This is a genomic window from Bradyrhizobium sp. USDA 4353 (assembly GCF_054063215.1).
Map to the genome: position 1 here is coordinate 4,684,187 of NZ_JBSSGB010000001.1, position 19,899 is coordinate 4,704,085.

A 19,899-nucleotide genomic window follows, 5' to 3' on the forward strand; every position below is an offset into this window, starting at 1 on the left:
GTCGCTTAGCTCTGTTGCTGGACCCGCGCGGCGCGTTGGCGCTGCACGCGGCGGATCGTGGTGTCGAGGGTGGAGAGGAAGGTCGAGCGGTCGCGCGGCGTGAACGAGCGCGGCCCGCCGGTGACCTCACCGGAGGAGCGCAGGTCGGTCATCAAATTGCGCACCGCCAAGGTCATGCCGATCGATTCCTCGGTGAACGGCTTGCCGTTCGGCGCGATGACGGCGGAGCCTGCCTTGACGCAGCGGCTCGCCAGCGGAATGTCCGCGGTGATGACGATGTCGTCAGCGGTGGTGCGCTCCGCGATCCAGTCGTCCGCGGCATCCATGCCGCTGCCGGCCGCGATGCGCGTGATCAGGGGATCATCGGGCACGCGGATGAAGCCGCCGGCGACGACCACCACCGGCAGGCCATGCCGGATCGCGACGCGGTAGATCTCGTCCTTCACCGGGCAGGCGTCGGCGTCGACATAGATGGTGATGGGGGCGGTTTGGAGCGTCATCGGGCCTTCATTCGGGATGGCCGGTTGGTACTCCATCGCGGGGCGAATTGCGAGCCAAAGGCTGAGCTTGCCAGGGGCTTTCCGGCCGTTACCATCGCCGGAAAAGGGTGAAAGGGAGGCAAGCATGTCCGGCGAAATCGCGCCTTACGCGGTCGAGGCGTTCAACACCGCCAAGCAGTCCGAGAACAAGATGCACGACGACAGCGTCGCCCGCCGCTTCGGCTTCGCTGGCGGCCTGGTCCCGGGCGTCGAGGTGCTGGGCTATATGCTGCATCAGCCGGTCGCGCGCTGGGGCCGGGCATTCCTCGAACGGGGCCTGATCGAGGCGCGCTTCATCAAGCCGGTCTATGACGGGGAGATCGCGGAGGTCCGGGCGAGGGAGACTGCGGATGGCCTTGTGCTCGAGGTGACGAGCCAAGGCCAGCTCTGCGCGACCGGTTCCGCATCGCTTCCGGCGGTGGCGCCGGATGTCGTGCTGGCGGATTATCGTGATGTTCCACCCGCAGACGTGCGACCGCCCATCGGCGCAGACTCATTCGAAGTCGGCAGCTGGCTCGGCACGGCGCCGCGGGCCTGGCCAGGGCCGGCGGCTACGATGTATCTCGACGAGATCCGCGAGCGCGATCCGATCTATGCGAGCGAGCGGCTCGGCCATCCCGGCATGCTGCAACGGGTGATGAACCGGCTCCTGGTCGACAACGTCGTGCTCGGCCCGTGGATTCACGTCGGCAGCCGGATGCAATTGCTGTCGGTGATCGCCGAGACCGACGAGATCACGGCGCGAGGCCGCGTGGTCGCCAACTACGAGAAGAAGGGCCACCGCTTCGTCGAGATCGACGCGCTGGCGGTGGCGAATGGCGATCGACCGGTCGCCCATTGCCATCACGTCGCCATCTACCAGCCTCGTCCGCAGGATTGACGGCTGCGTCATGTCGTCGCCCGCATCAAGACGATTTGATCATTAATAGTGAGGCCGTTCACACGCAATCTAAAATTGTGTGTGGTTCCTTCTGCCCGGCTTTTCAGGGGGGCAAGGATCGGTGAGCATATTCGGCGAGGATGGTGTGTCCCTCGGCTGCTTCGTAGCTGAGCATGCCATCACGAGGCGTATTGTTCTCGGGAACGGCATCGACGGCGTTTGCGGCAACGATGCGCTCGCGATGTTTGGTCGATACCCGCTTTTGGTGCCTTCAGCACGATCATGAAGGACCAGAGGGGACCTGAAGCTGGCGATCACGCCTGGCGCGAATTGGCCCGGATGAGCCGGCCATATCTCGAGGTCGTCGATTTTCTCGTGAGCTATGCGCAGCGTCTGGCGGAGTTGTCGCGCGCCGCGACGGTCGAGATTGCGGTGGCCGATCTCGGACGTATCGTGTTGTCGAGGTCGGGGACCGAGACGGTGCAGGACTGGCTCAGCGAGCGGGATGGGGGCGCGGCGGCAGCCTCCGAGCGTGAGCCGCGACGGGCGCCGCAGTGGCGGCTCGAGCCCACTCCCTCCGTCACGGTGCCGCTGGTCTATGCCGATGTGGGGATGGGTCGCCTGACCCTGGCCTGGGACCGACGACGGAACGGCCCGGATCTTTCGGACGCGCTGGTGGATTGCGCGCGTCAGCTCGCCTTCGTGGTCAAGCGCTACGAGGTCTGCGAATGGGCGCGGCAGCGCCTCGGCCGCTCGCTGCTGCTGGTCGGCGCCAGCGAGGCCGTGCGCAATTTGGAAATATTCGTCGAAAAGGCCTCGCATAGCGATCTGCCCTGCCTGCTGCAGGGTGAGTTCGGCACCGAGACGCCATATCTGGCGGCCGCCATCCATTGTTGCGGACCGCGCCGCGATCTGCCGTTCGTGCAGGTCAATTGCGCGCAGCCGCGCGGGGCGCCGCAGGACTGGTTTCGGCAGGCCGAGGGCGGCACGCTGTTCTTCAGCGACATCGACATGCTGGCGCCGGGCCTGCAGAACGAGCTGCCGCAATACATGCATTCCCGCCTCGGACAATGGCTCGACGTGTCGAGCACGACGCGCGTGCGTGTGATCGCGTCCGCGAGCGGCGATCTGCCGCGGCTGGTCGCCGAGCGCGCCTTCGCGCGCCAATTGCTGGCGGAGCTGGATTTCCTGCCCGTCAGCGTGCCTCCGCTGCGCGAGCGCAGCGACGATATCGAGCCGCTGGTGATTGCCGCGCTCGAGGGACATGGTCACCGCGCCGAGGACAAGATCAGCGCCGAGATGCTCGAACTGTGCCGCAGCTATGCCTGGCCGGAAAACGCGTTCGAGGTCGAGCGCGTGGTCGCACGGCTGGCCGTCATGACCGGGCGGGCAAGGATTCGTGCCGACGACGTCAGGCGCTATTTTCCGGCGATCCACGCGCAGGCCGAGCGCGCCACCGAGCCGCCCGCGGCGCCGACGCCGGTCGCGACCGCCGCGCCTTCCGTGGCAGCCGCCGGCGAGCCGCTGCCGATGTCGACGCCGGTGCAGACGCCCGACGGCGTGAGCGCCGACGACTGGGTTCACCATGTGCTCAACAAGGACATGAAGGCGCTGTCACGTCTGCATCCCAACCTGCGCAAGGCGCTGATCCATCTGGTCGACCACTACGCAGAGCCGATCCGGCTGGACACGCTGGCGAAGCAGGCCAATGTCAGCCAGTCGCATCTGAGCTTCCTGTTTCGCCACAGCCTGCAGACCTCGTGCAAGGCAATGCTGGCGCGCATCCGGGTCGAGAAGGCCAAGGAGCTGCTGGCCACCAACGCGCGGCAGCCGATCACCGACGTGGCGCTGCAGGTCGGCTTCGCCGATCTCAGCCATTTCGAAAAATACTTCCGCCGCCAGGTCGGCCGCACCCCGCGCGAGTACCGCCGCATGGCGGCGGAGTGAGATTGCAATGTCATGATATTTGGCAACGTGTTCTTGCTAGCTGATTCAATCAAGACGATAATGTGGACTGTTCTCTCTTTCGTGCGAGGATGCAATGACAGCAGGAATGACTTTGTTCGACGAAGTTGGTTCTGGGCTTGATTGGGGCCGCGCGGGGAAGCCGGATTCGGCGGCGCTTTTTAAGCGCTCTGTCGATCCTCAAGGCAAGCAATCCGTGACGAAATCTCAAGCGGGTTTGACGATGTCATCGGATCTCTTTCCTGCAACTCGCAAAGTAGAGCGATCTGTCCTGTCTCGACCGACATTCAGTGCGGATCGCTTGGTTGACAATGATGGAAGCGAACAGGCTCGGTCCAGATCCGCGGGTCTCTTCGCCAGCAGTCGTTTTGAGTTGTCCGCCTCTCCCGGCGCCGAGGCCGTGACTCGAGCGGCCACCAGAACCGGTTTGTTTGCCGATGTTGGGAAATCCGTTTCGTCGCTTCAGTGGCCGCGCCTGTGTTCTCCATCGATGGACTCTGTAGGACCATCGTTGCCCTCGGTTCGGCGTGTGGCGCCACGGGAATTCAAAGCATCGTTTCATCGCAAGGGAGCTGACTCATCGCAAACGGCGACGTCTCATCTGAAATGGCCGCAAGGAGGGGCCTCAGGCCTGACGGTCGACATGTCGTTTTCACCAGTTTCTCGGTCCGAGGAGGATCGAAACGGTGGGACTGGTAGCTCGGCCACGCTGTTTGTTGATGCGTCGCGGTCCCACACGACGGTGCAGGCGAGACCTGCGATAAAGGGCATGGGCTTGTTCGCCGATGAAGATCGCTCCTCTCGACGGACGGAGCATGATCTCTTTCCGGTCGGTGCAAGGGGCCGCGGTTCGGCAGGGAGTGCCAGAACGTCGAACTTGAAAATGGCGGCACGTCGAGCAACCCGAGCTGATGGCCTGTTCGACGGAATTGCCGATCACCGCAGGCCGGGAGAACCGCAAACTGTCTCTATCCCCAAGCGTACCAAGAGACGCGTTTCGTTGCTGCTTCGCCGGACGGGATCTGGCTTGAAGAGACGGCGGATTCGCTTGGTGTCTCAGGTGTGAGATAGTGGCGCGGGATACTCGCGCAAGCCTGGGCGCTCGGAGATGATGGACCAGTCCGCCGTCATCTCTCGCGACTCCGTTTGCGGTGTCGTCGCGGGGCCGGAACGAGCGCGTGTTCCAGCAATCGCAGAACTACCCATCTACTTTTTCTGAGCTTCCCATTGCCCCTCGGTGCTTGAATATGCCCAATAAATTCCGAGAGGATCAATGTTGACTTGAAGCTTATTGAAAATCCGGGTAGTGCCGTTGTCGGGAGCCCATTGCAGCACGGATTCAGATCCAGGTAGATCGAGGGTTATGACGACCATGTACGCGTCATTTTCTGTGTAGAGACTGTTTCGGTTTTCCGCGAGCTTGTTCAGATCATTCTGAATCTCGGATATGAGCCCGATGGCGAGCTGATTTATTCTCTGCGTTTTCACTTCGACGAGAATCTGGTCCTCAACCCCGCTTGTCGGATTGATCAGGAGATCAACCCTCTCGTTTTGGTTTTGGTAGACGGGCTGCTCTCTCGCCACGCTGCCTGTCAATGCCAAGTTCAAATAGCCGCCGAAATCGGCTTGGAACCACGCCTCATAGCCGCCCGTCAATGCGGACACCAAGGGCAGTCCCACCGCGCCGCGGGCTTGAACCCACGCGGTCAAACCTTCAAGAAGTTCCTTCCCTGACAGGGGCATCGCGTGATCCTTTCTATTGAATTCTTCCTGCTGGCTGGATCGTCTCAGCCGCGAAATGACGGGCGCACTCGCTCGTCAAGTCAGGATTTCCATGACGCCGCGGCGACAGAATTGGCACTGGTATTTGTCCGTGTCGGTCTTGACGCCCCACCGGAAAATGTCAGTGCCGTCGTAGCTGCCGAGGTGATGCTCGCAGGCGACGAAACCACAATTGGCGCACTGGCCACTGCCTGACACGAGTTCGGCCTTGCAGAGGAAGCGGACGCGATCTCCGGCTCTCGTGAGTTTGGAAACCCACGCTCTGCAAGTGGAAAATGGCACCGCGTCCAACTGGTCGATCTGATTCTGGTGGATCCCTGCGATCGAGATCTCGACGAACGGCAGATGTTCGTCCCAGACCTCTGAGCAGGAGAATTTCAGCGGGAGCTCAGGAACGGTCTGGATGAATTGCGTCGCATCCTGCTTGACATAGAGCTTCAAGGCCCAATGATCCGTGTTCCACCAGTCGCTGCTGCGGACGATCACGTTGTATCTGTTGGTCGCGCTGAAGGGGATCGGCGTTAGGCCATTCACTCGCAACATGATTCGGACGAGGCATTCGAGGAACGAGCGCTGCTCGACATTGTCCTGTTTGAACTTGCCTGGCTCCGATTGTGCATCTTCTAGCAGTCCCGGGAGGAGTGCGAAGTCCGCATCGTTTCCTGGGTACTGGTCCTTGGCGTCGGGCTTGACACTGATCGGATAGCCGCCGACCGTCATGTTCAGAACGTTGTTGATGATGCTGATACTGCTCTTGAAGTCGCTCGCGGTCAGCGTGCCGCCGCTGAGTACCCAGTTCCAGCAGGCGTAGTCGTATACGTTGCCGGTGATCGTGTTGGGGACCTGAGTGCCGTCTCTCGTCCGCATGTAGCTCAAGAGCTTTCGCAGCGCTGCGTTGGAGAGGTGGGCCATCGCGCAAACTCCAAGAAGATCGGTCGGGCGGAAGGGGCTTGTAACGGCGGCAAAAAGATTGGCGTATCACGCGCTTGCAGCCGTCTTCGCCGGCTGGCTCGCGGCCATTGCCGCGCCGATGGAGCGTTCGGCGGCGATGACGCTCTGCTCGGCGGCTTGCTGGGCTTCGGCGATGATGGCGCGGCCGGCGGCGGCCATGGCCGACAGCTGGCGGTCGGTGAAGCCGGTGGCCTGGCGCGTGGCGCTGATCGAGGCGGCGACGGCCTGTTCGGCGGTCTCGACCGTGGGTGATCCGTAATCCATCGGCGGCGGCAGCGGCTCGACCTGCGGCCGGTGTGACAGCATGGCCGCCTGGGTCGCTGCCATCTTGCGCTCCATCGCGGCGGCTGTCCGGCCGACCGCTTCGTTGAAGGCATATTGAGCTGCGGCGATCGCGCGCGCGGCCTCGGCGAGGCGGTGCTCGATCTGATGAATGGAATGGGACGACAGCGGAGGCGCGGCCGGCTCCTCAATCTCGTTCACTGTTGCCTCCTCCGTCATCTCCAACTGCTGCTCGAAGGCGACCGCTTCCTCGGTGCCGGTCTCGATCAGCTCGGCTTCGAGCTCGGCATGGCGGGCGAGCTCTGCCGCCGACTTCTCCTCGATCTGCTCGACGAAGGCTTCGGGCAGCATCGGTCCGGCATAGGGATTGTCGAGCAGGATGTCGGGCTCGTTCTCGGACGGCGAGGTCGGGATCTGCTGCTGCTCGCTCATGATGGCCTGCCTCTCGGATGTCAGCTCTTCTCGGCGGGCGGTGCGATCCGCCTGAATTGGCGCAAGGTGATGTCGCCGTCGGCGCCGAGATAAAGCTCGGCATAGAGATTGCCCGACTGTGTCGGCAGGATGCAGGAGCGGCCATCCTGGCTGATCCGGCCGGTCTTGGGATGGTTGGCGGAGAGGAACGACTGGGCGTTGGCGAGATACAGCGTGACGACTTGCTGGGCCGCGGCGCCGGTCTCCTGCGTGAAGGTCGTGCTCTCGATGATGCGGCAGACCCCCTCCGACAGCCGCGCGAAGCCGAGCCGCCGGCCTTGCCGCAGCCAGTTGTTGACCGCGGCCGCGACCTCGTGCGGCGGCACCAGGCCCTTGACCTGCGGGCAGTCGAGCGCGCCGAACAACAGCGGCAGCAGCGTCTGCACAGCGGCATTGGCTTGCGACAGGCGCTGGTCGGCAGGGTTGGCGGCGCTCTTGAGCTTGGCCGTCAGCGCCATGTAGATGCGGTAATAGTCGCAGAACTCCTCGGGCGTGCGGGCCTGCTGCACGGCGAATGTCGCCGCGTCGTTGCGGATGTCGGGATGGCCGTCCTGCGGCTGCGGCAGCGCGATGAGCTCCCACAGCGCAATGGTCTCGTTGAGGCCCAGGCACTGGAAAGCGGGCGACGTCGCGACGCCGAGCTGGGTGAGCAGGGCCGGGACCGCGGCGAGATCCGATTGTCCACGAATGCCGTGGGCATTGAGGATGCTCTCGGTCTGGCTTACCGTCGCGGCATCCTGTGCGCCGCTCTCCGCCTTCGCGAGCGTGCGCAGGTCGCCGAGATTGAAGGTCAGGAGCTTCACCGGGCTGACCTGCAGGCGGAGGCCGGGCAGCAGCGCCAGCGGCGAGCCGTGCAGCCCGTCCTGGATTTCCGCCATCATGCTGGTTTCGTCCGGGAAGCTGTAGCTCGCGGTCGGTGCGCGCACCGCCCAGTCCAGCCATTGCACTCCGCCGTCGATGAACGCCAGGACCACCGCCCCGATCTCGGAGAGGCCGCCGCGGCCTTGGATCAGCCTGTTTGCGACCGTCACCGTCATGACATCACCCCGACGGGAAGTTCTTCAGGATGGTGGAGGCGGCGGCGCCGATCTGCGCGAAGTCCTCCGTCGCCGATTTCATCATGCCCTGTGCCGTCACCAGCGCTTCGGCATATTTCGGCTCGCCGGTCGCCAGCAGCTGCGCCATGGCGACGCCGGAGGCGGTGGTGGCGATGGTCGAGACGTTGCGCAGGGCGTCGGCCGCATCCTGGATCGCGATCGCCGCCGACTGCGCCACCGACTGATAGGCCTTGCCGGCGCCGCTGGTGAGCACGACCTGCGGCGCCATGGTCGCCTTCTGGACCTGGTTGATCACGTCGATGATCTGCGCGTCGACATTGCTCGGCATCTGCGTTTCCTCAACCGAACCGGCAGCCGCAGCAGGATGCGGCCTTCCGGATCATGATGGTCTGGTCGTCAGCTCGTCGGCCTGTCCGGCGCGGGGACCGGCCGGCGCTCGGATCTTTGATCAGGATCAGGTCCTGATCAGGATCATGTCTTGGGTGGAGGGGGCGGCGTTCCGCCCGCTTCGGTGATCAGCTTGTTGAGATCGTCCTGCGCGGCCTGCGCCAGGCTGTTCGCGCTCGCGGCCTGCGCCTTCAGCGTATCGATCGCGGTCTCGGCGTCGGCAAAGGCGGTGGCGATCGAGCTGCCCGGCGTCGGCGGCGTCGCCGGCGTCGTGCCGCCGGCATCGGCGACGATCTGATTGAGATCCGCGGTCGCAGTCTGCGCGAGGTTCGAGGCTGCGCTGGCTTGCATCTTCAGCGCCGTCACCGCGCTTTCGGCCTCGGCGAAGGCCGCGGCGACCGCTGCGCTGGGCGACGGGTTGGGCGGCGGTCCGGGCAGCGGATCGACCGAGGGCGGCGGGGGCTTCGGCACGGGCGGCGGTGCGATCGGAAACGGCACCGCCAGCATCTTGGCGCAGGCGGCGGTCACCGCGGCCGAGCCGATCACGCTCGCGCCTTGCTGGCGCCCGATGGCGTTGTGCATAGCCATGCCGAGCGTCTCGACCATGACGGCATCGAGCAGCCCGAACGCCTGCGAGGGGGACTGACCGGTGAGCAGCGTGACCACGCCGGTCGTCGAGTCGATGATCTGGCTGTTGACCGTACCCGGATCGTTCATGTCACGAGCTCCCTTGTGCGATGATCATCGCCAGGACCTGCGCGAGCGCCGCGCCGGCCAGGACCTGGCCACGTTGCTGATTGGCCGCGGCGTTCGCCATCGCGAGCCCGAGGCTGTCGGCCATGGCCACATAGGTCATGCCCATGGCGACCGATGGCGCGAGGCCGACATTGACGACGTTGCCGTCGACCACGGCTGTCAGGGATGCGGATGCAGCTGGCACGGCGAACCGCTCCGTTGGCCGCGCGCACGCCTGCGGCTAGCCGGCGGCACCGTCGATGGACGGCCGGCTTACACCAGGCCGAGCACCTTCTCGGTGGCGATGCCGGTCGTGCCCGTATCCAGCGTCAGCAGCGTGGAGATGCCCTGCGTGGTCGAGGCCTGCATCGTCACATAGGACTGCTGCTGATTGTTGGTGGCGTTGTGGGCCGCGTTGGACAGCGCCTGGCTGGTGGCGATGAACAGATTGCCCATCGCGACGGCCGGCGCATCACCGAGCACCTTGGTGTTCACCTGGCTGATGGAGTCGGTGATCTGACTGTTGACGGCGGTGGGGAATGCCATGATGTCTCTCCTTTGCGAGTGCTGTTGCAGTAGGGTCGTCTCTCGATCGGCCAGGCGTCACGCGGGACGATGCCTAGCTCTTCAGGATGGTCGACGTCGCCAAACCGGTCGACGCGGTATCGAGCGAATACAGCAGCGCGACGCCTGCCGTCGTCGCTGCCTGGGCAGTGACGTACATCTGCTGCTGCGCCAGGGTGGCGTTATGCGCCGCATTCGCCAGCGCCTGCGCCGTCGCCTGGTACAGGTTGCCCATTGCGATCGCAGGTGCCGTACCGATCACCTGGACGTTGCTCTGGGTCACGGAGTCCGTGATCTGACTGTTGACTGCCGTGGGAAATGCCATCTCACCAGCTCCCTGGGATCGTTAGGCGCGTGCCAAGATCGGACGTGACCGGTCCCGCGCTCGTGCTTCGTCAGGACGACAGGATGTCCTTGGTGGCGATACCGGTGGCGGCGGTGTCGAGCGAGTAGAGCGTGGCGACGCCCATGGTCGTTGCCGCCTGCGCGGTCACGTAGCTCTGCTGCTGCGAGTTGGTGGCGTTGTGCGCGGCGTTCGCGAGCGCCTGCGCGGTCGCCTGGAACAGGTTGCCCATCGCGATCGCCGGCGCGTCGCCGAGCACCTTGGTGTTGGCCTGGGTGACGGAATCGGTGATCTGATTGTTGACTGAGGTCGGGAATGCCATGGTTTGATCCTTTCGGGTGGGAGGCGATCGAAGTTGTCAGCCAGCGAACCGGTGCAGAGCGTGCGTCAGTTGGTCAGGCCCTTGACGCCGGTGTTGAGAATGTCGGCGGTTGCGACGCCGGTGGAGGCGGTGTCGAGCGAGTAGAGCGTGGCGACGCCCATGGTGGTGGCGGCCTGGGTCGTCACGTAGCTCTGCTGCTGCGCATTGGTCGCGTTGTGGGCGGCATTGGCCAGCGCCTGCGCGGTGGCCTGATACAGGTTGCCCATCGCGATCGCGGGCGCGTCGCCGAGGACCTTGGTGTTGGCCTGGGTGACGGAATCGGTGATCTGGTCATTGACTGACGTCGGGAAAGCCATCTCGTCCTTCTCCCTGTTTGAACCGAGATCCACCTCGTGACGCGTTGCGCGTCCTTCGGCGTGGCACCGGCGTCCGGCGTGTCCGATGCCAACCGGCGTTGCAACAACCTTAGGGCGAGCGGAACTCGCGCGATAGGCGAAAGGAATGGAACTCAGGGACAAATCCGGGAGAAAACGGCCGGGTGGTTTCGTCGATTCTGCCGTAATTCAGCGATTTGTACGCATGCAAATCATGTGGCGGCCAGTGGAGGCGAGGGCACCTGCGCCAGATGGCCGCTGATTGCGAGCGCCGCGCGTCAATCCGGCATCCGGTCCAACGCGCTAGATGGCGTCGCCGGGGCCGCCCTCGCATCGACGCCATGTTTCGACAAACCAAATCGCATGCCCGGGATTACCCCGGGGCATCGATGTCGATCGTCGTTGTGGCCCGTAGATGACCGGGGCGAGCCCGGCCATGGCGATTGACGAGAGTTTGTCCTGAAGCGGTGGCTTACGGCGAGGGGGCAGCGGTGGCGGCGTTGAAGCTCACGTCGCCAGATCCCGCGCTGCCCTTTGCCTCACCACACGCGGACTCACGCCGCCGTCTTCGCCTTGCCGTCCTGGATCGCACGCCAGATCTTCTCGGCGGTGAGCGGCATGTCGAGGTGCTTCACGCCGTAATCCGACAGTGCATCGATCACCGCATTGATCACGGATGCCATCGAGCCGGCGCAGCCGGCTTCGCCGCAGCCCTTGGTGCCCAAGGGATTGCTCTTGGCCGGCACCGGGTGATTGTCGACCGTCATCATCGGCACGTCGGAGGCGCGCGGCAGCGCGTAGTCCATCAGCGAGCCCGTGATCGGCTGGCCGCTCTCGTCGTAGCGCAGGTGCTCCATCATCGCCTGACCGATGCCCTGGGCGACGCCGCCATGCAGCTGGCCGGCAACGATCATGGGGTTGATGACCGTGCCGAAGTCGTTGATCGCGGTGTAGCCGACGATGTGGGCCACGCCCGTATCCGGCTCGATCTCGACCTCGCAGACATGGCAGCCGTTCGGGAATGTCGACTCCGTCGCTGTCGAGTTGTGGTCGACGTCGAGCGAGGCCGGCACGCCGTCGGGCATCTTGCCCTCGCGCATCCGCCGCGCCAGCTCCATGATGTCGATGCTGCGGTCGGTTCCGGCGATGGTGAACTGGCCGTTCGCGAACTCGATGTCGGCTTCCGAGGCCTCCAGCAGATGCGCCGCTGCCTGCTTGCCCTTGGCGATCACGAGCTGCGAGGACTCGACGATGGCCTGGCCGGTCGCGGTGATCGAGCGTGAACCGCCGGTGCCGTTGCCATAGCGGACGAGATCGGAGTCGCTCTGCTCCAGCCGGATCTTCTCGAAGGGCACGCCGAGCTGCGCCGACAGCACCTGCGCGAACGGCGTCGCATGGCCTTGGCCGTAATCGAGCGTGCCGGTGGTGAGCGTCACGCCGCCATCGGCGTCGAAGGTGATCTTGCCCAGCTCGCCGTTGGGCGGCGCGGTCACCTCGAGATAAGAGCCGACGGCAATGCCGCGCAGCTTGCCTTGCTTGCGGCTCTCGCGCTTGCGCTTGGCGAAGCCGGCGTAGTCGGAGACCTCGAGTGCCTTCTCGAACACGGCGGCGAAGTCGCCCGAGTCATAAGTGACGCCGGATGCGGCCGGGAACGGCATCTGGCTCGGCTTGATGAAGTTGCGCTTGCGGATGGTGAGGCGGTCGATGCCCATCTCGCGCGCGGCGGTGTCGATCAGCCGCTCCATGAAGTAGTTGGCCTCAGGCCGGCCGGCGCCGCGATAGGCCCCCATCAGGGTGACGTTGGTCAGCACCGTCTTGATGTCGACGCCGAGCAGCGGCGTCTTGTAGACGCTGGCGAGGTTCTTGCCGGTGTTGAGCGACAGCGGCAGCGGCGCGACGCCCATGATGTAGGCGCCGAGATTGCCGTAGCCGGAGAGTCTCACGGCGAGGAACTTGCCGTCGGCATCGAGCGCGAGCTCGCCATGGATGATCTGGTCGCGGCCCTGGCTGTCGGACAGGAACGCGGTGGTGCGCTCGTCGCGCCACTTCACCGGGCGCCCGAGCTGCTTAGCCGCATGCAGGATGCAGACATACTCGGGATAGGAGACGTTCTTCATCCCGAAGGAGCCGCCGACATTGGTGGTGACGATCCGGACCTTCTCCGGCGCGACGTTGAGGATTTTGGCCAAGGTCGCCTTGTTGCCGGACACGCCCTGCGTCGGCACCTGCAAGGTGAACCGCTCGCTCTTGCCGTCGAACGCAGCGAGCGCCACGCGCGGCTCCATCGACACCACCGCGACGCGGGTGTTGACGATGTCGAGCTTGGTCACATGCGCGGCCTTCGCGAAGGCCTCGTCGATCTTGGCGGTGTCGCCATAATGGTAATCGAGCGCGACGTTGTTCGGGATGTGGTCATAGAGCTGCGGCGCGCCGGGCTTGGTGGCTTCCTCGGCATTGGTGACCGCGGGCAGGGGCTCGATGTCGACCTCGACCGCCTCCGCGGCGTCGCGGGCCTGCGCCGCGGTCTCCGCCACCACAAAGGCGATGGGGTCGCCGACGAAGCGCACTTTGTCGGTGACCAGCGCCGGCCGGTTGGTCTGCAGCAGCGGCGAGCCGTCCCGGCTCTTCATCGGCAGGCCGCAGGTGAACGGGCCATAATTGGCGCTCGCGAGGTCCGCGCCGGTCCACACCCCGAGCACGCCAGGCATGGCCTTGGCCGCGGCGGTGTCGATGCCCTTGATGATCCCGTGGGCGTGGCTGGACCGGACGATCCAGGCATGCGCCTGTCCCGGCAGGTTGAAATCGTCGGTATATTTGCCGTGGCCGCGCACCAGCGTGTCGTCCTCCTTGCGCCGGACCGGCTGCCCGACGCCGAATTTCTGCAGCGCAATCGCGTTTTCGAGGGAGGCCGGGGCGGTGTGATCTTGCATGGAAAGTGACCTGCGAAGCTGGATGGAGCGCAAATGCGGGCTGTTCCCAGATAGTGCAGCGCCCGCGGCCGGACAACGGTTGATTAGGAATGGTGCATCACGCCTGGCGGAGGGACTGTTGCGCCAGCGCTATGCACTGATAATGTCTCGGGAAAGAGAACTTCCATCTGGGCCGGTTCGGCCAGCGGAAAGACATTTGAATGATCAATGACACGCGGCTGCGGGAAAGTCCGACGCCGCGCGGGAACTTGGAGCCCGGCTTGCATCCGGGTCTGGACGTCGCGACACCGGCCTGCGCCAGCAATGGCAGCAGCGTGTACGCGGCGCTGGACCTCGGAACCAACAATTGCCGGCTGCTGATCGCCTGTCCCTCGGGCGACAGTTTCCGCGTGGTCGACTCGTTCTCGCGCATTGTCCGGCTGGGCGAGGGCATCTCGACCACCGGATGCATCAGCGACGCGGCGATGGACCGAGCCATCGCGGCGCTCTCCATCTGCCGGGACAAGATCCAGTCGAAGAAGGCGAGGCGCCTGCGCCTGATCGCGACCGAGGCCTGTCGCGCGGCAGCCAACGCCGAGGGGTTCCGGACCCGGGTGGCGGCGGAGACGGGTATCCAGCTCGAGGTGATCGATCGCGAGACGGAGGCGGCGCTCGCGGTGAAGGGCTGCGCGCCGCTGCTCGACTCCGGCGGTCGCGGGGCGATCCTGTTCGACATCGGCGGCGGCTCCAGCGAGCTGGTGCGCATCGAGCGCGATCCGGCGGACCGGAATGCGGAACCGCGGATCAAGGCCTGGATGTCGATCCCGCTCGGGGTCGTGACCCTGGCCGAGCGCTTCGGCGGCCGCGACGTCACGCCGGAGATTTACGCCGCCATGGTCGAGGCCGTGGCCGAGCATGTCGGGCCGTTCGCGGCCGAGAACGGCGGTGATCTCGACGGCATGCATCTGCTGGGCACGTCCGGCACGGTGACGACGCTTGCGGGCATTCACCTCAATCTCGCGCGCTACGATCGCCGTCGCGTCGACGGCATCTGGATCAATGATGCCGACATCACCGCGACGATCGGCAAGCTGCTGGCGATGACCTACCAGGAGCGCGCGGAGAACAACTGCATCAGCATCGACCGCGCCGATCTCGTGCTGGCCGGCTGTGCCATCCTCGACGCCATCCGCCAGTCCTTCCCGCTGCCGCGCCTGCGCGTCGCCGATCGTGGCCTGCGCGAAGGCATGCTGGTCGAGATGATGCGCGAGGACGGCGCGTTGAGGACGGCGTAACGCGCGTTTCCTCAATGGCCGCAATGGTCGCCACGCCCTCGGTTCACCTCTCCCCGTCGGGGAGAGGTCGGCGCGCAGCGCCGGGTGAGGGGCCGCAGGCCTCTTGATGGACCACAACCCCTCACCCGGATTGCATCTGGCGATGCAATCCGACCTCTCCCTTCGGGAGAGGTGAACGCCCGTCGCCGCACGAGTTGACCGAAACGTCGCCAGACAGAGACCGACATGGCAAAAGACACCACCGGCCGCATGCATGTGCAGGTCAAGACCGGGGGCAAGCGCAAGCTGTCCTCAAAGCTCTGGCTGGAGCGCCAGCTCAACGATCCCTATGTGGCGCAGGCCAAGCGCGACGGCTATCGCTCGCGCGCGACCTACAAGCTGATCGAGATCGACGATAAATATCACATGCTCAAGCCCGGCATGACCGTGGTCGATCTTGGCGCTGCGCCCGGCGGCTGGAGCCAGATCGCGGCGCGCCGCGTCGGCGCTGAAGCGGGGAAGGGCAAGGTGGTCGCGATCGATCTCCTGGAGATGGGCGAGATTCCGGGCGTCACCTTCACCCAGCTCGACTTCCATGCCGAGGATGCCCCGGAGAAGCTGCGTGAAATGATCGGCGGCCGCGCCGATGTCGTGATGTCGGACATGGCGGCCAACACCACGGGGCATCGCAAGACCGACCAGCTCCGCATCGTTGGCCTCGTGGAACTCGCCGCGCATTTCGCCGGCGAGGTCTTGAAGCCCGGCGGCAGCTTCCTCGCCAAGACGTTCCAGAGCGGCGCCGATGCCGAGCTGCTGGCGCAGCTCAAGCGTGATTACGCCACCGTCCGTCACGTCAAGCCGGCGGCGAGCCGCCAGGATTCGTCGGAGCGCTACGTGCTGGCGATGGGCTTCCGTGGCGGAGAGCAGGGCGACGTGTTGTAATGGCGTCATTGCGACGGCCCGGCCCCGGCGATACAGAGCAGGGGCAATCAAGGTCTCGGGAATCGGCGTGGGCCGGCGAGATCAGACCGGAGGTCCTGCATGCGTGTTCTGACCTGGAGCGCCCTCGTGCTTGCTGTGACGGCGGGCTGGGCGATGACAAGCCCCGCTCAGGCCCAGGCCTATGATCCGCGCTATCCCGTGTGCATGAAGGTCTATGAAGGCGGCCGGTTTGGCGGTGGCGAGTGGATCGACTGCAGCTATACGTCGCTGCCGCAATGTCGTGCGACCGCATCCGGTCGGTCAGCGACGTGCGACCTCAATCCGTTCTACGCGCCGCCGGAACCGCCGCCGCGCCGGGCGCATCGGCGGCATCACTGAAACATGTCGTGACGGAACGGCGGTTGCCGTGCCACGCGAACCAGCTCAAGATCCGAGACACCATCGCCATCGGACCGCCGCCATGCCGCATCGCTTCATCGTTTCGATCCTGACGCTCCTGCTGCTGGTGCCCGCGATCGCGCTCGCCGCGCCGGCGCACAAGCGCAAGGCGCAGCGGTGGCAGGGCTATGGCTTCCTGCCAGGCTACAAGCAACCGCCGAACAACAGCCTGCCGCTCTATGCGGACAAGGAGGCGATGCGCAACGGGCCGCCGCGCGGCAGCCGCCGCCACTGGTACATCGATGGCACGCCGAAATACATGCTGTACAACGGCGAGTGGCACTATTTCGGCCAGCCCGGCTTCTATCGCGGCCATTACAATGGCGGCAGCTTCGGCCCGTGCTGGACACGGACCCCGGTCGGCATGGTCTGGACCTGCGGCTAGGCCCGCTCGGTAGCTTACTCCAGACCGAACGCCCGCAGATGGGTGCGCTATCCTGTCGCAGCCCGGCGCCTTGAACGGCCCCCCTGCGGCTGTAGGCTTTTGGCGCGTCTTGAGAATCCGGGAACCGCTCCAGCCGTTCGCGGTGACTGCTCGCTTGTTCAAGCGCAAGAAGAAACGAGAGCCGCCGAGGCGGTCGTGGAGGGTGCTTTGACGTGGTTTTGTGCGCGCCTGTTCGGCGCGGTGGTCGCGCTGACGGCGCTGACCGGTGCTCCGGTTTTGGCTCAGCAGATGGAATTGAAGGTGATGGCGCCGGCTGCGCCTGGCGGCGGCTGGGACCAGACCGCGCGGGCGATGCAGCAAGCGTTCGTCGCCTCGGGCGTTGCGCGCAGCGTCCAGGTCACGAACGTGGCGGGCGCGGGCGGTACTGTGGGCATCGCGCAGTTCGTCAACGGCGCCAAGGGCGACGGCAACCAGCTGATGGTCAACGGCTTCGTCATGGTCGGCGCGCTCGCCATGAACAAGTCGCCAGTGACCCTGGAGCAGGTGACGCCGATCGCGCGGCTGACGGAGGAGATTCAGGTCATCGTCGTGCCGGCGAATTCGCCGATCAAGACCGCGCAGGATCTCGCAGCGGCCCTGAAGGCCGACATCGCCAAGGTCACCTTCGCCGGCGGCTCGGCCGGCGGCGTCGACCACGTCATGGCGGCGCTGTTCGCCGGCACCGTCGGGGCCGATGCGAAGAAGGTCAACTACATCCCGTTCTCCGGCGGCGGCGAGTCGCTGGCGGCCATCCTCGGCGGCAAGGTCACCGCCGGCATCTCCGGCCTCTCCGAATATGACGGGCAGATCAAGAGCGGCAAGCTGCGCGCGATCGGCGTGTCCTCGGAGAACCGCATTCCCGGCGTCGACATCCCGACCTTCAAGGAGCAGGGCATCGACCTCGTGCTCGCCAATTGGCGCTCGGTGGTCGCTGCGCCCGGCATCACGCCGGAGCAGAAGAAGACGCTCAGCGAGGCCGTCGAGAAGATGGTCAAGTCGGATGCGTGGAAGGACATCCTGAAGCAGAAGGGCTGGGATGACGCCTATCTCGCCGGCGATGCCTTTGCCGACTTCCTGAGGAAGGAGAACGTCCGCGTCACCGACGTGCTCAAGTCGGTCGGCCTCGTCAAGTCATGACGGACAGCGCCGCAAGGGAAGCTCCCGCTGGAGGCATCGACAAGGCCGGCATCGCCATTGCGGCGCTGCTGGCCGCCGTCGCGCTGGTGCTGGTCTACGACGCCAACCAGATCCCGGCGACGACGATGTACGGCATGGGTCCGCAGGTCATGCCGGTGGTGATCGCGATCGGGCTGGGCATCCTCGCGCTCGCCAATCTGATCGACGCGCTCAGGGGCAACCTGCCGCCGCGCGAGAGCGCGGATCCGGTGGCGGTGCTGCTGATCCTCGTTGGCCTCGCGCTCCTCATCGCGGTCATCGGCTTCGGCGGCGGCTTCATCCTGGCGACGACGGCGCTGTTCGTGACGACATCTGCCGCGTTCGGCCGCCGCGCCTTCGCGACCGACCTCGTCATCGGCGCGGTGCTGACGACCTTGATCTACCTGGCCTTCGACCGTCTCCTCACCCTGAGCCTTCCTGCCGGCCCGCTCGAAAGACTGCTTTGATGGACACCTTCGCCGCGCTCGCGCATGGGATGGCGATCGCCGCCCAGCCTATGAACCTGCTCTATGCGCTGATCGGCGTGTTCCTCGGCACCGCGGTCGGCGTGCTGCCGGGCATCGGTCCCGCGCTCACCGTCGCGCTGCTGTTGCCGGTCACCTACAAGCTCGATCCCGGCGGCTCGCTGATCATGTTCGCCGGCATCTATTACGGCGGCATGTATGGCGGCTCGACCACCGCGATCCTGATCAATACACCGGGCGAGAGCGCCTCGATGGCCACCGCGCTCGAGGGCAACAAGATGGCCAAGGCCGGCCGCGGCGGCCCGGCGCTCGCGACCTCGGCGATCGGCTCGTTCGTGGCCGGCACGATCGCCACCATTGGTCTCGCGTTCCTGTCGCCGTATCTCGTCGACATCGCCGTGCGCTTCGGCCCCGAGGATTACTTCGCATTGATGTGCGTCGCCTTCATCACGGTGTCTGCGACGTTCGGCGACTCGCCGGTCCGGGGCCTCACCAGCCTGTTCATCGGGCTGGTGCTCGGCCTTGTCGGCATCGACAAGCTCACCGGACAGGCGCGTCTCGCTTTCGGCGTGCCGGAGCTGCTCGACGGCGTCGAAGTGACGACACTTGCGGTCGGCCTGTTCGCGGTCGGTGAGGCGCTCTATGTCGCCTCGCGCCGGCATCATACCGAGGAGAAGATCGAGGCCGTCAAAGGCTCGCTGTGGATGACGCGCGAAGACTGGAAGCGCTCGTGGAAGCCGTGGCTGCGCGGCACCGCGTTCGGCTTTCCGATCGGCGCGCTGCCGGCCGGCGGCGCGGAGATTCCAACCTTCCTGTCCTATTCGACCGAGCGGCGGCTGACGAAATATCCCGACGAGTTCGGCAAGGGCGCGATCGAAGGCGTCGCCGGGCCGGAGGCCGCCAACAACGCGTCCGCCGCCGGCACCTTGGTGCCGCTGTTGACGCTCGGACTACCAACCTCCGCAACCGCGGCGATGATGCTCGCGGGCTTTCAGCAATATGGCCTCAATCCGGGGCCGCTGCTGTTCGCCGAACGTCCTGATCTCGTCTGGGGCCTGATTGCGAGCCTGTTCATCGCCAACACGATGCTGCTGGTGCTGAACTTGCCGCTGGTCGGCCTATGGGTGCGGCTCCTGAAGATCCCGACGCCCTGGCTCTATGCCGGCATCCTCGTGTTCGCGACCATGGGGACGATCGCCGCGAAACCATCGGTGGTCGAACTGTCCATGCTCGCCGGCTTCGGCGTGCTCGGCTTCCTGATGCGGCGCTTCGACTTTCCGATTGCGCCCGTCGTCGTCGGCCTGATCCTCGGTCCCATCGCCGAAAGCCAGTTGCGCCGCGCGCTGGCGATCAGTCTCGGCGATCCCATGACTTTGCTGCAATCTCCGATCTCCGCGACATTGTTAGTTGTCGCGCTGATTGCGCTGATCGCGCCGTTCATCTTGAAGGGACTCGGGCGCTTCAAGGCGAATGAGGATTGAGTGTGGCGACGACGGCGGAACCCGCGCCATCGCACTGCAACATAACGTGACCGGCAGCCGGGGCGAACATCGGACCCGGCTTGAAACGATGTCGGCGTGATCTGGTTTGCGCTTCAACCATCGAGACCGAGGCCTGGA

The 19,899-nt window shown here is 65.4% G+C and carries 22 protein-coding genes; 9 read left to right on the forward strand and 13 right to left on the reverse strand.

Features of this window, described 5'->3' with window-relative positions; all coding sequences use genetic code 11:
- Nucleotides 1–5 precede the first annotated feature (5 nt).
- Nucleotides 6–500 (reverse strand): YaiI/YqxD family protein, encoded by a 495-nt coding sequence (locus ACVILH_RS21025; protein ID WP_456714576.1) that lies wholly within the window; start codon nt 498–500, stop codon nt 6–8.
- 124 nt (nt 501–624) lie between these two features.
- Between ACVILH_RS21025 and ACVILH_RS21030 the strand changes: the two genes are divergently transcribed.
- Both ACVILH_RS21030 and ACVILH_RS21035 read left to right on the forward strand, forming a co-directional pair.
- A complete protein-coding gene (locus ACVILH_RS21030) occupies nt 625–1,419 on the forward strand; it encodes a hypothetical protein (RefSeq protein WP_456714577.1) in 795 nt (264 codons plus the stop codon).
- 282 nt (nt 1,420–1,701) lie between these two features.
- Nucleotides 1,702–3,366, forward strand: a complete 1,665-nt coding sequence (locus tag ACVILH_RS21035) for a helix-turn-helix domain-containing protein (protein WP_456714578.1) — start codon at nt 1,702–1,704, stop codon at nt 3,364–3,366.
- A gap of 1,224 nt (nt 3,367–4,590) precedes the next feature.
- Here the strand turns inward: ACVILH_RS21035 and ACVILH_RS21040 are convergent.
- The 12 genes from ACVILH_RS21040 to ACVILH_RS21095 form a co-directional block, all read right to left on the reverse strand.
- Nucleotides 4,591–5,127: a hypothetical protein gene (locus ACVILH_RS21040; RefSeq protein ID WP_456714579.1), complete on the reverse strand. Its 537-nt coding sequence runs from the start codon at nt 5,125–5,127 to the stop codon at nt 4,591–4,593.
- A gap of 75 nt (nt 5,128–5,202) precedes the next feature.
- Nucleotides 5,203–6,078 (reverse strand): hypothetical protein, encoded by an 876-nt coding sequence (locus ACVILH_RS21045; RefSeq protein WP_456714580.1) that lies wholly within the window; start codon nt 6,076–6,078, stop codon nt 5,203–5,205.
- Nucleotides 6,079–6,144: 66 nt separating this feature from the next.
- Entirely contained in the window at nt 6,145–6,831 is a 687-nt protein-coding gene (locus ACVILH_RS21050) for a hypothetical protein (protein WP_456714581.1), read from the reverse strand.
- A gap of 20 nt (nt 6,832–6,851) precedes the next feature.
- Nucleotides 6,852–7,907: a hypothetical protein gene (locus tag ACVILH_RS21055; protein WP_456714582.1), complete on the reverse strand. Its 1,056-nt coding sequence runs from the start codon at nt 7,905–7,907 to the stop codon at nt 6,852–6,854.
- 4 nt (nt 7,908–7,911) lie between these two features.
- Nucleotides 7,912–8,256: a hypothetical protein gene (locus ACVILH_RS21060; RefSeq protein ID WP_172108188.1), complete on the reverse strand. Its 345-nt coding sequence runs from the start codon at nt 8,254–8,256 to the stop codon at nt 7,912–7,914.
- Between the two features lie 143 nt (nt 8,257–8,399).
- Complete coding sequence (locus tag ACVILH_RS21065; protein WP_456714583.1) at nt 8,400–9,032, reverse strand: RebB family R body protein; 633 nt, start codon at nt 9,030–9,032, stop codon at nt 8,400–8,402.
- A 1-nt stretch (nt 9,033) separates the two neighbouring features.
- Nucleotides 9,034–9,255 carry a RebB family R body protein gene (locus ACVILH_RS21070; protein WP_315805053.1) on the reverse strand — a complete coding sequence of 74 codons (222 nt, stop codon included), beginning with the start codon at nt 9,253–9,255 and terminating at the stop codon, nt 9,034–9,036.
- A 68-nt stretch (nt 9,256–9,323) separates the two neighbouring features.
- Nucleotides 9,324–9,596, reverse strand: a complete 273-nt coding sequence (locus tag ACVILH_RS21075; protein WP_172108192.1) for a RebB family R body protein — start codon at nt 9,594–9,596, stop codon at nt 9,324–9,326.
- Between the two features lie 73 nt (nt 9,597–9,669).
- On the reverse strand, nt 9,670–9,939 hold the full coding sequence (locus ACVILH_RS21080) for a RebB family R body protein (protein ID WP_456714584.1): 270 nt from the start codon (nt 9,937–9,939) through the stop codon (nt 9,670–9,672).
- A 70-nt stretch (nt 9,940–10,009) separates the two neighbouring features.
- Nucleotides 10,010–10,279 carry a RebB family R body protein gene (locus tag ACVILH_RS21085; RefSeq protein WP_456714585.1) on the reverse strand — a complete coding sequence of 90 codons (270 nt, stop codon included), beginning with the start codon at nt 10,277–10,279 and terminating at the stop codon, nt 10,010–10,012.
- A gap of 65 nt (nt 10,280–10,344) precedes the next feature.
- Nucleotides 10,345–10,635 carry a RebB family R body protein gene (locus tag ACVILH_RS21090; RefSeq protein WP_456714586.1) on the reverse strand — a complete coding sequence of 97 codons (291 nt, stop codon included), beginning with the start codon at nt 10,633–10,635 and terminating at the stop codon, nt 10,345–10,347.
- 572 nt (nt 10,636–11,207) lie between these two features.
- Complete coding sequence (locus ACVILH_RS21095; protein WP_456714587.1) at nt 11,208–13,583, reverse strand: xanthine dehydrogenase family protein molybdopterin-binding subunit; 2,376 nt, start codon at nt 13,581–13,583, stop codon at nt 11,208–11,210.
- A 200-nt stretch (nt 13,584–13,783) separates the two neighbouring features.
- Here ACVILH_RS21095 and ACVILH_RS21100 point away from each other — a divergent pair, with 200 nt between their 5' ends.
- From ACVILH_RS21100 to ACVILH_RS21130, 7 genes are all read left to right on the forward strand, one after another.
- Nucleotides 13,784–14,857 (forward strand): Ppx/GppA phosphatase family protein, encoded by a 1,074-nt coding sequence (locus tag ACVILH_RS21100; protein ID WP_456714588.1) that lies wholly within the window; start codon nt 13,784–13,786, stop codon nt 14,855–14,857.
- A gap of 225 nt (nt 14,858–15,082) precedes the next feature.
- Nucleotides 15,083–15,778 carry an RlmE family RNA methyltransferase gene (locus ACVILH_RS21105; RefSeq protein WP_456714589.1) on the forward strand — a complete coding sequence of 232 codons (696 nt, stop codon included), beginning with the start codon at nt 15,083–15,085 and terminating at the stop codon, nt 15,776–15,778.
- A 99-nt stretch (nt 15,779–15,877) separates the two neighbouring features.
- A complete protein-coding gene (locus ACVILH_RS21110) occupies nt 15,878–16,156 on the forward strand; it encodes a DUF3551 domain-containing protein (RefSeq protein WP_456714590.1) in 279 nt (92 codons plus the stop codon).
- A gap of 82 nt (nt 16,157–16,238) precedes the next feature.
- The gene (locus tag ACVILH_RS21115; protein ID WP_456714591.1) at nt 16,239–16,601 is read left to right on the forward strand and encodes a hypothetical protein; all 363 of its coding nucleotides are present in this window, start codon (nt 16,239–16,241) and stop codon (nt 16,599–16,601) included.
- 207 nt (nt 16,602–16,808) lie between these two features.
- A complete protein-coding gene (locus ACVILH_RS21120) occupies nt 16,809–17,777 on the forward strand; it encodes a Bug family tripartite tricarboxylate transporter substrate binding protein (protein ID WP_456714592.1) in 969 nt (322 codons plus the stop codon).
- Nucleotides 17,774–18,262 (forward strand): tripartite tricarboxylate transporter TctB family protein, encoded by a 489-nt coding sequence (locus tag ACVILH_RS21125; protein WP_456714593.1) that lies wholly within the window; start codon nt 17,774–17,776, stop codon nt 18,260–18,262. Before ACVILH_RS21120 ends, ACVILH_RS21125 begins: the two co-directional genes overlap by 4 nt.
- Nucleotides 18,262–19,761 (forward strand): tripartite tricarboxylate transporter permease, encoded by a 1,500-nt coding sequence (locus ACVILH_RS21130; protein WP_456714594.1) that lies wholly within the window; start codon nt 18,262–18,264, stop codon nt 19,759–19,761. Before ACVILH_RS21125 ends, ACVILH_RS21130 begins: the two co-directional genes overlap by 1 nt.
- The last annotated feature ends 138 nt before the right edge of the window (nt 19,762–19,899 follow it).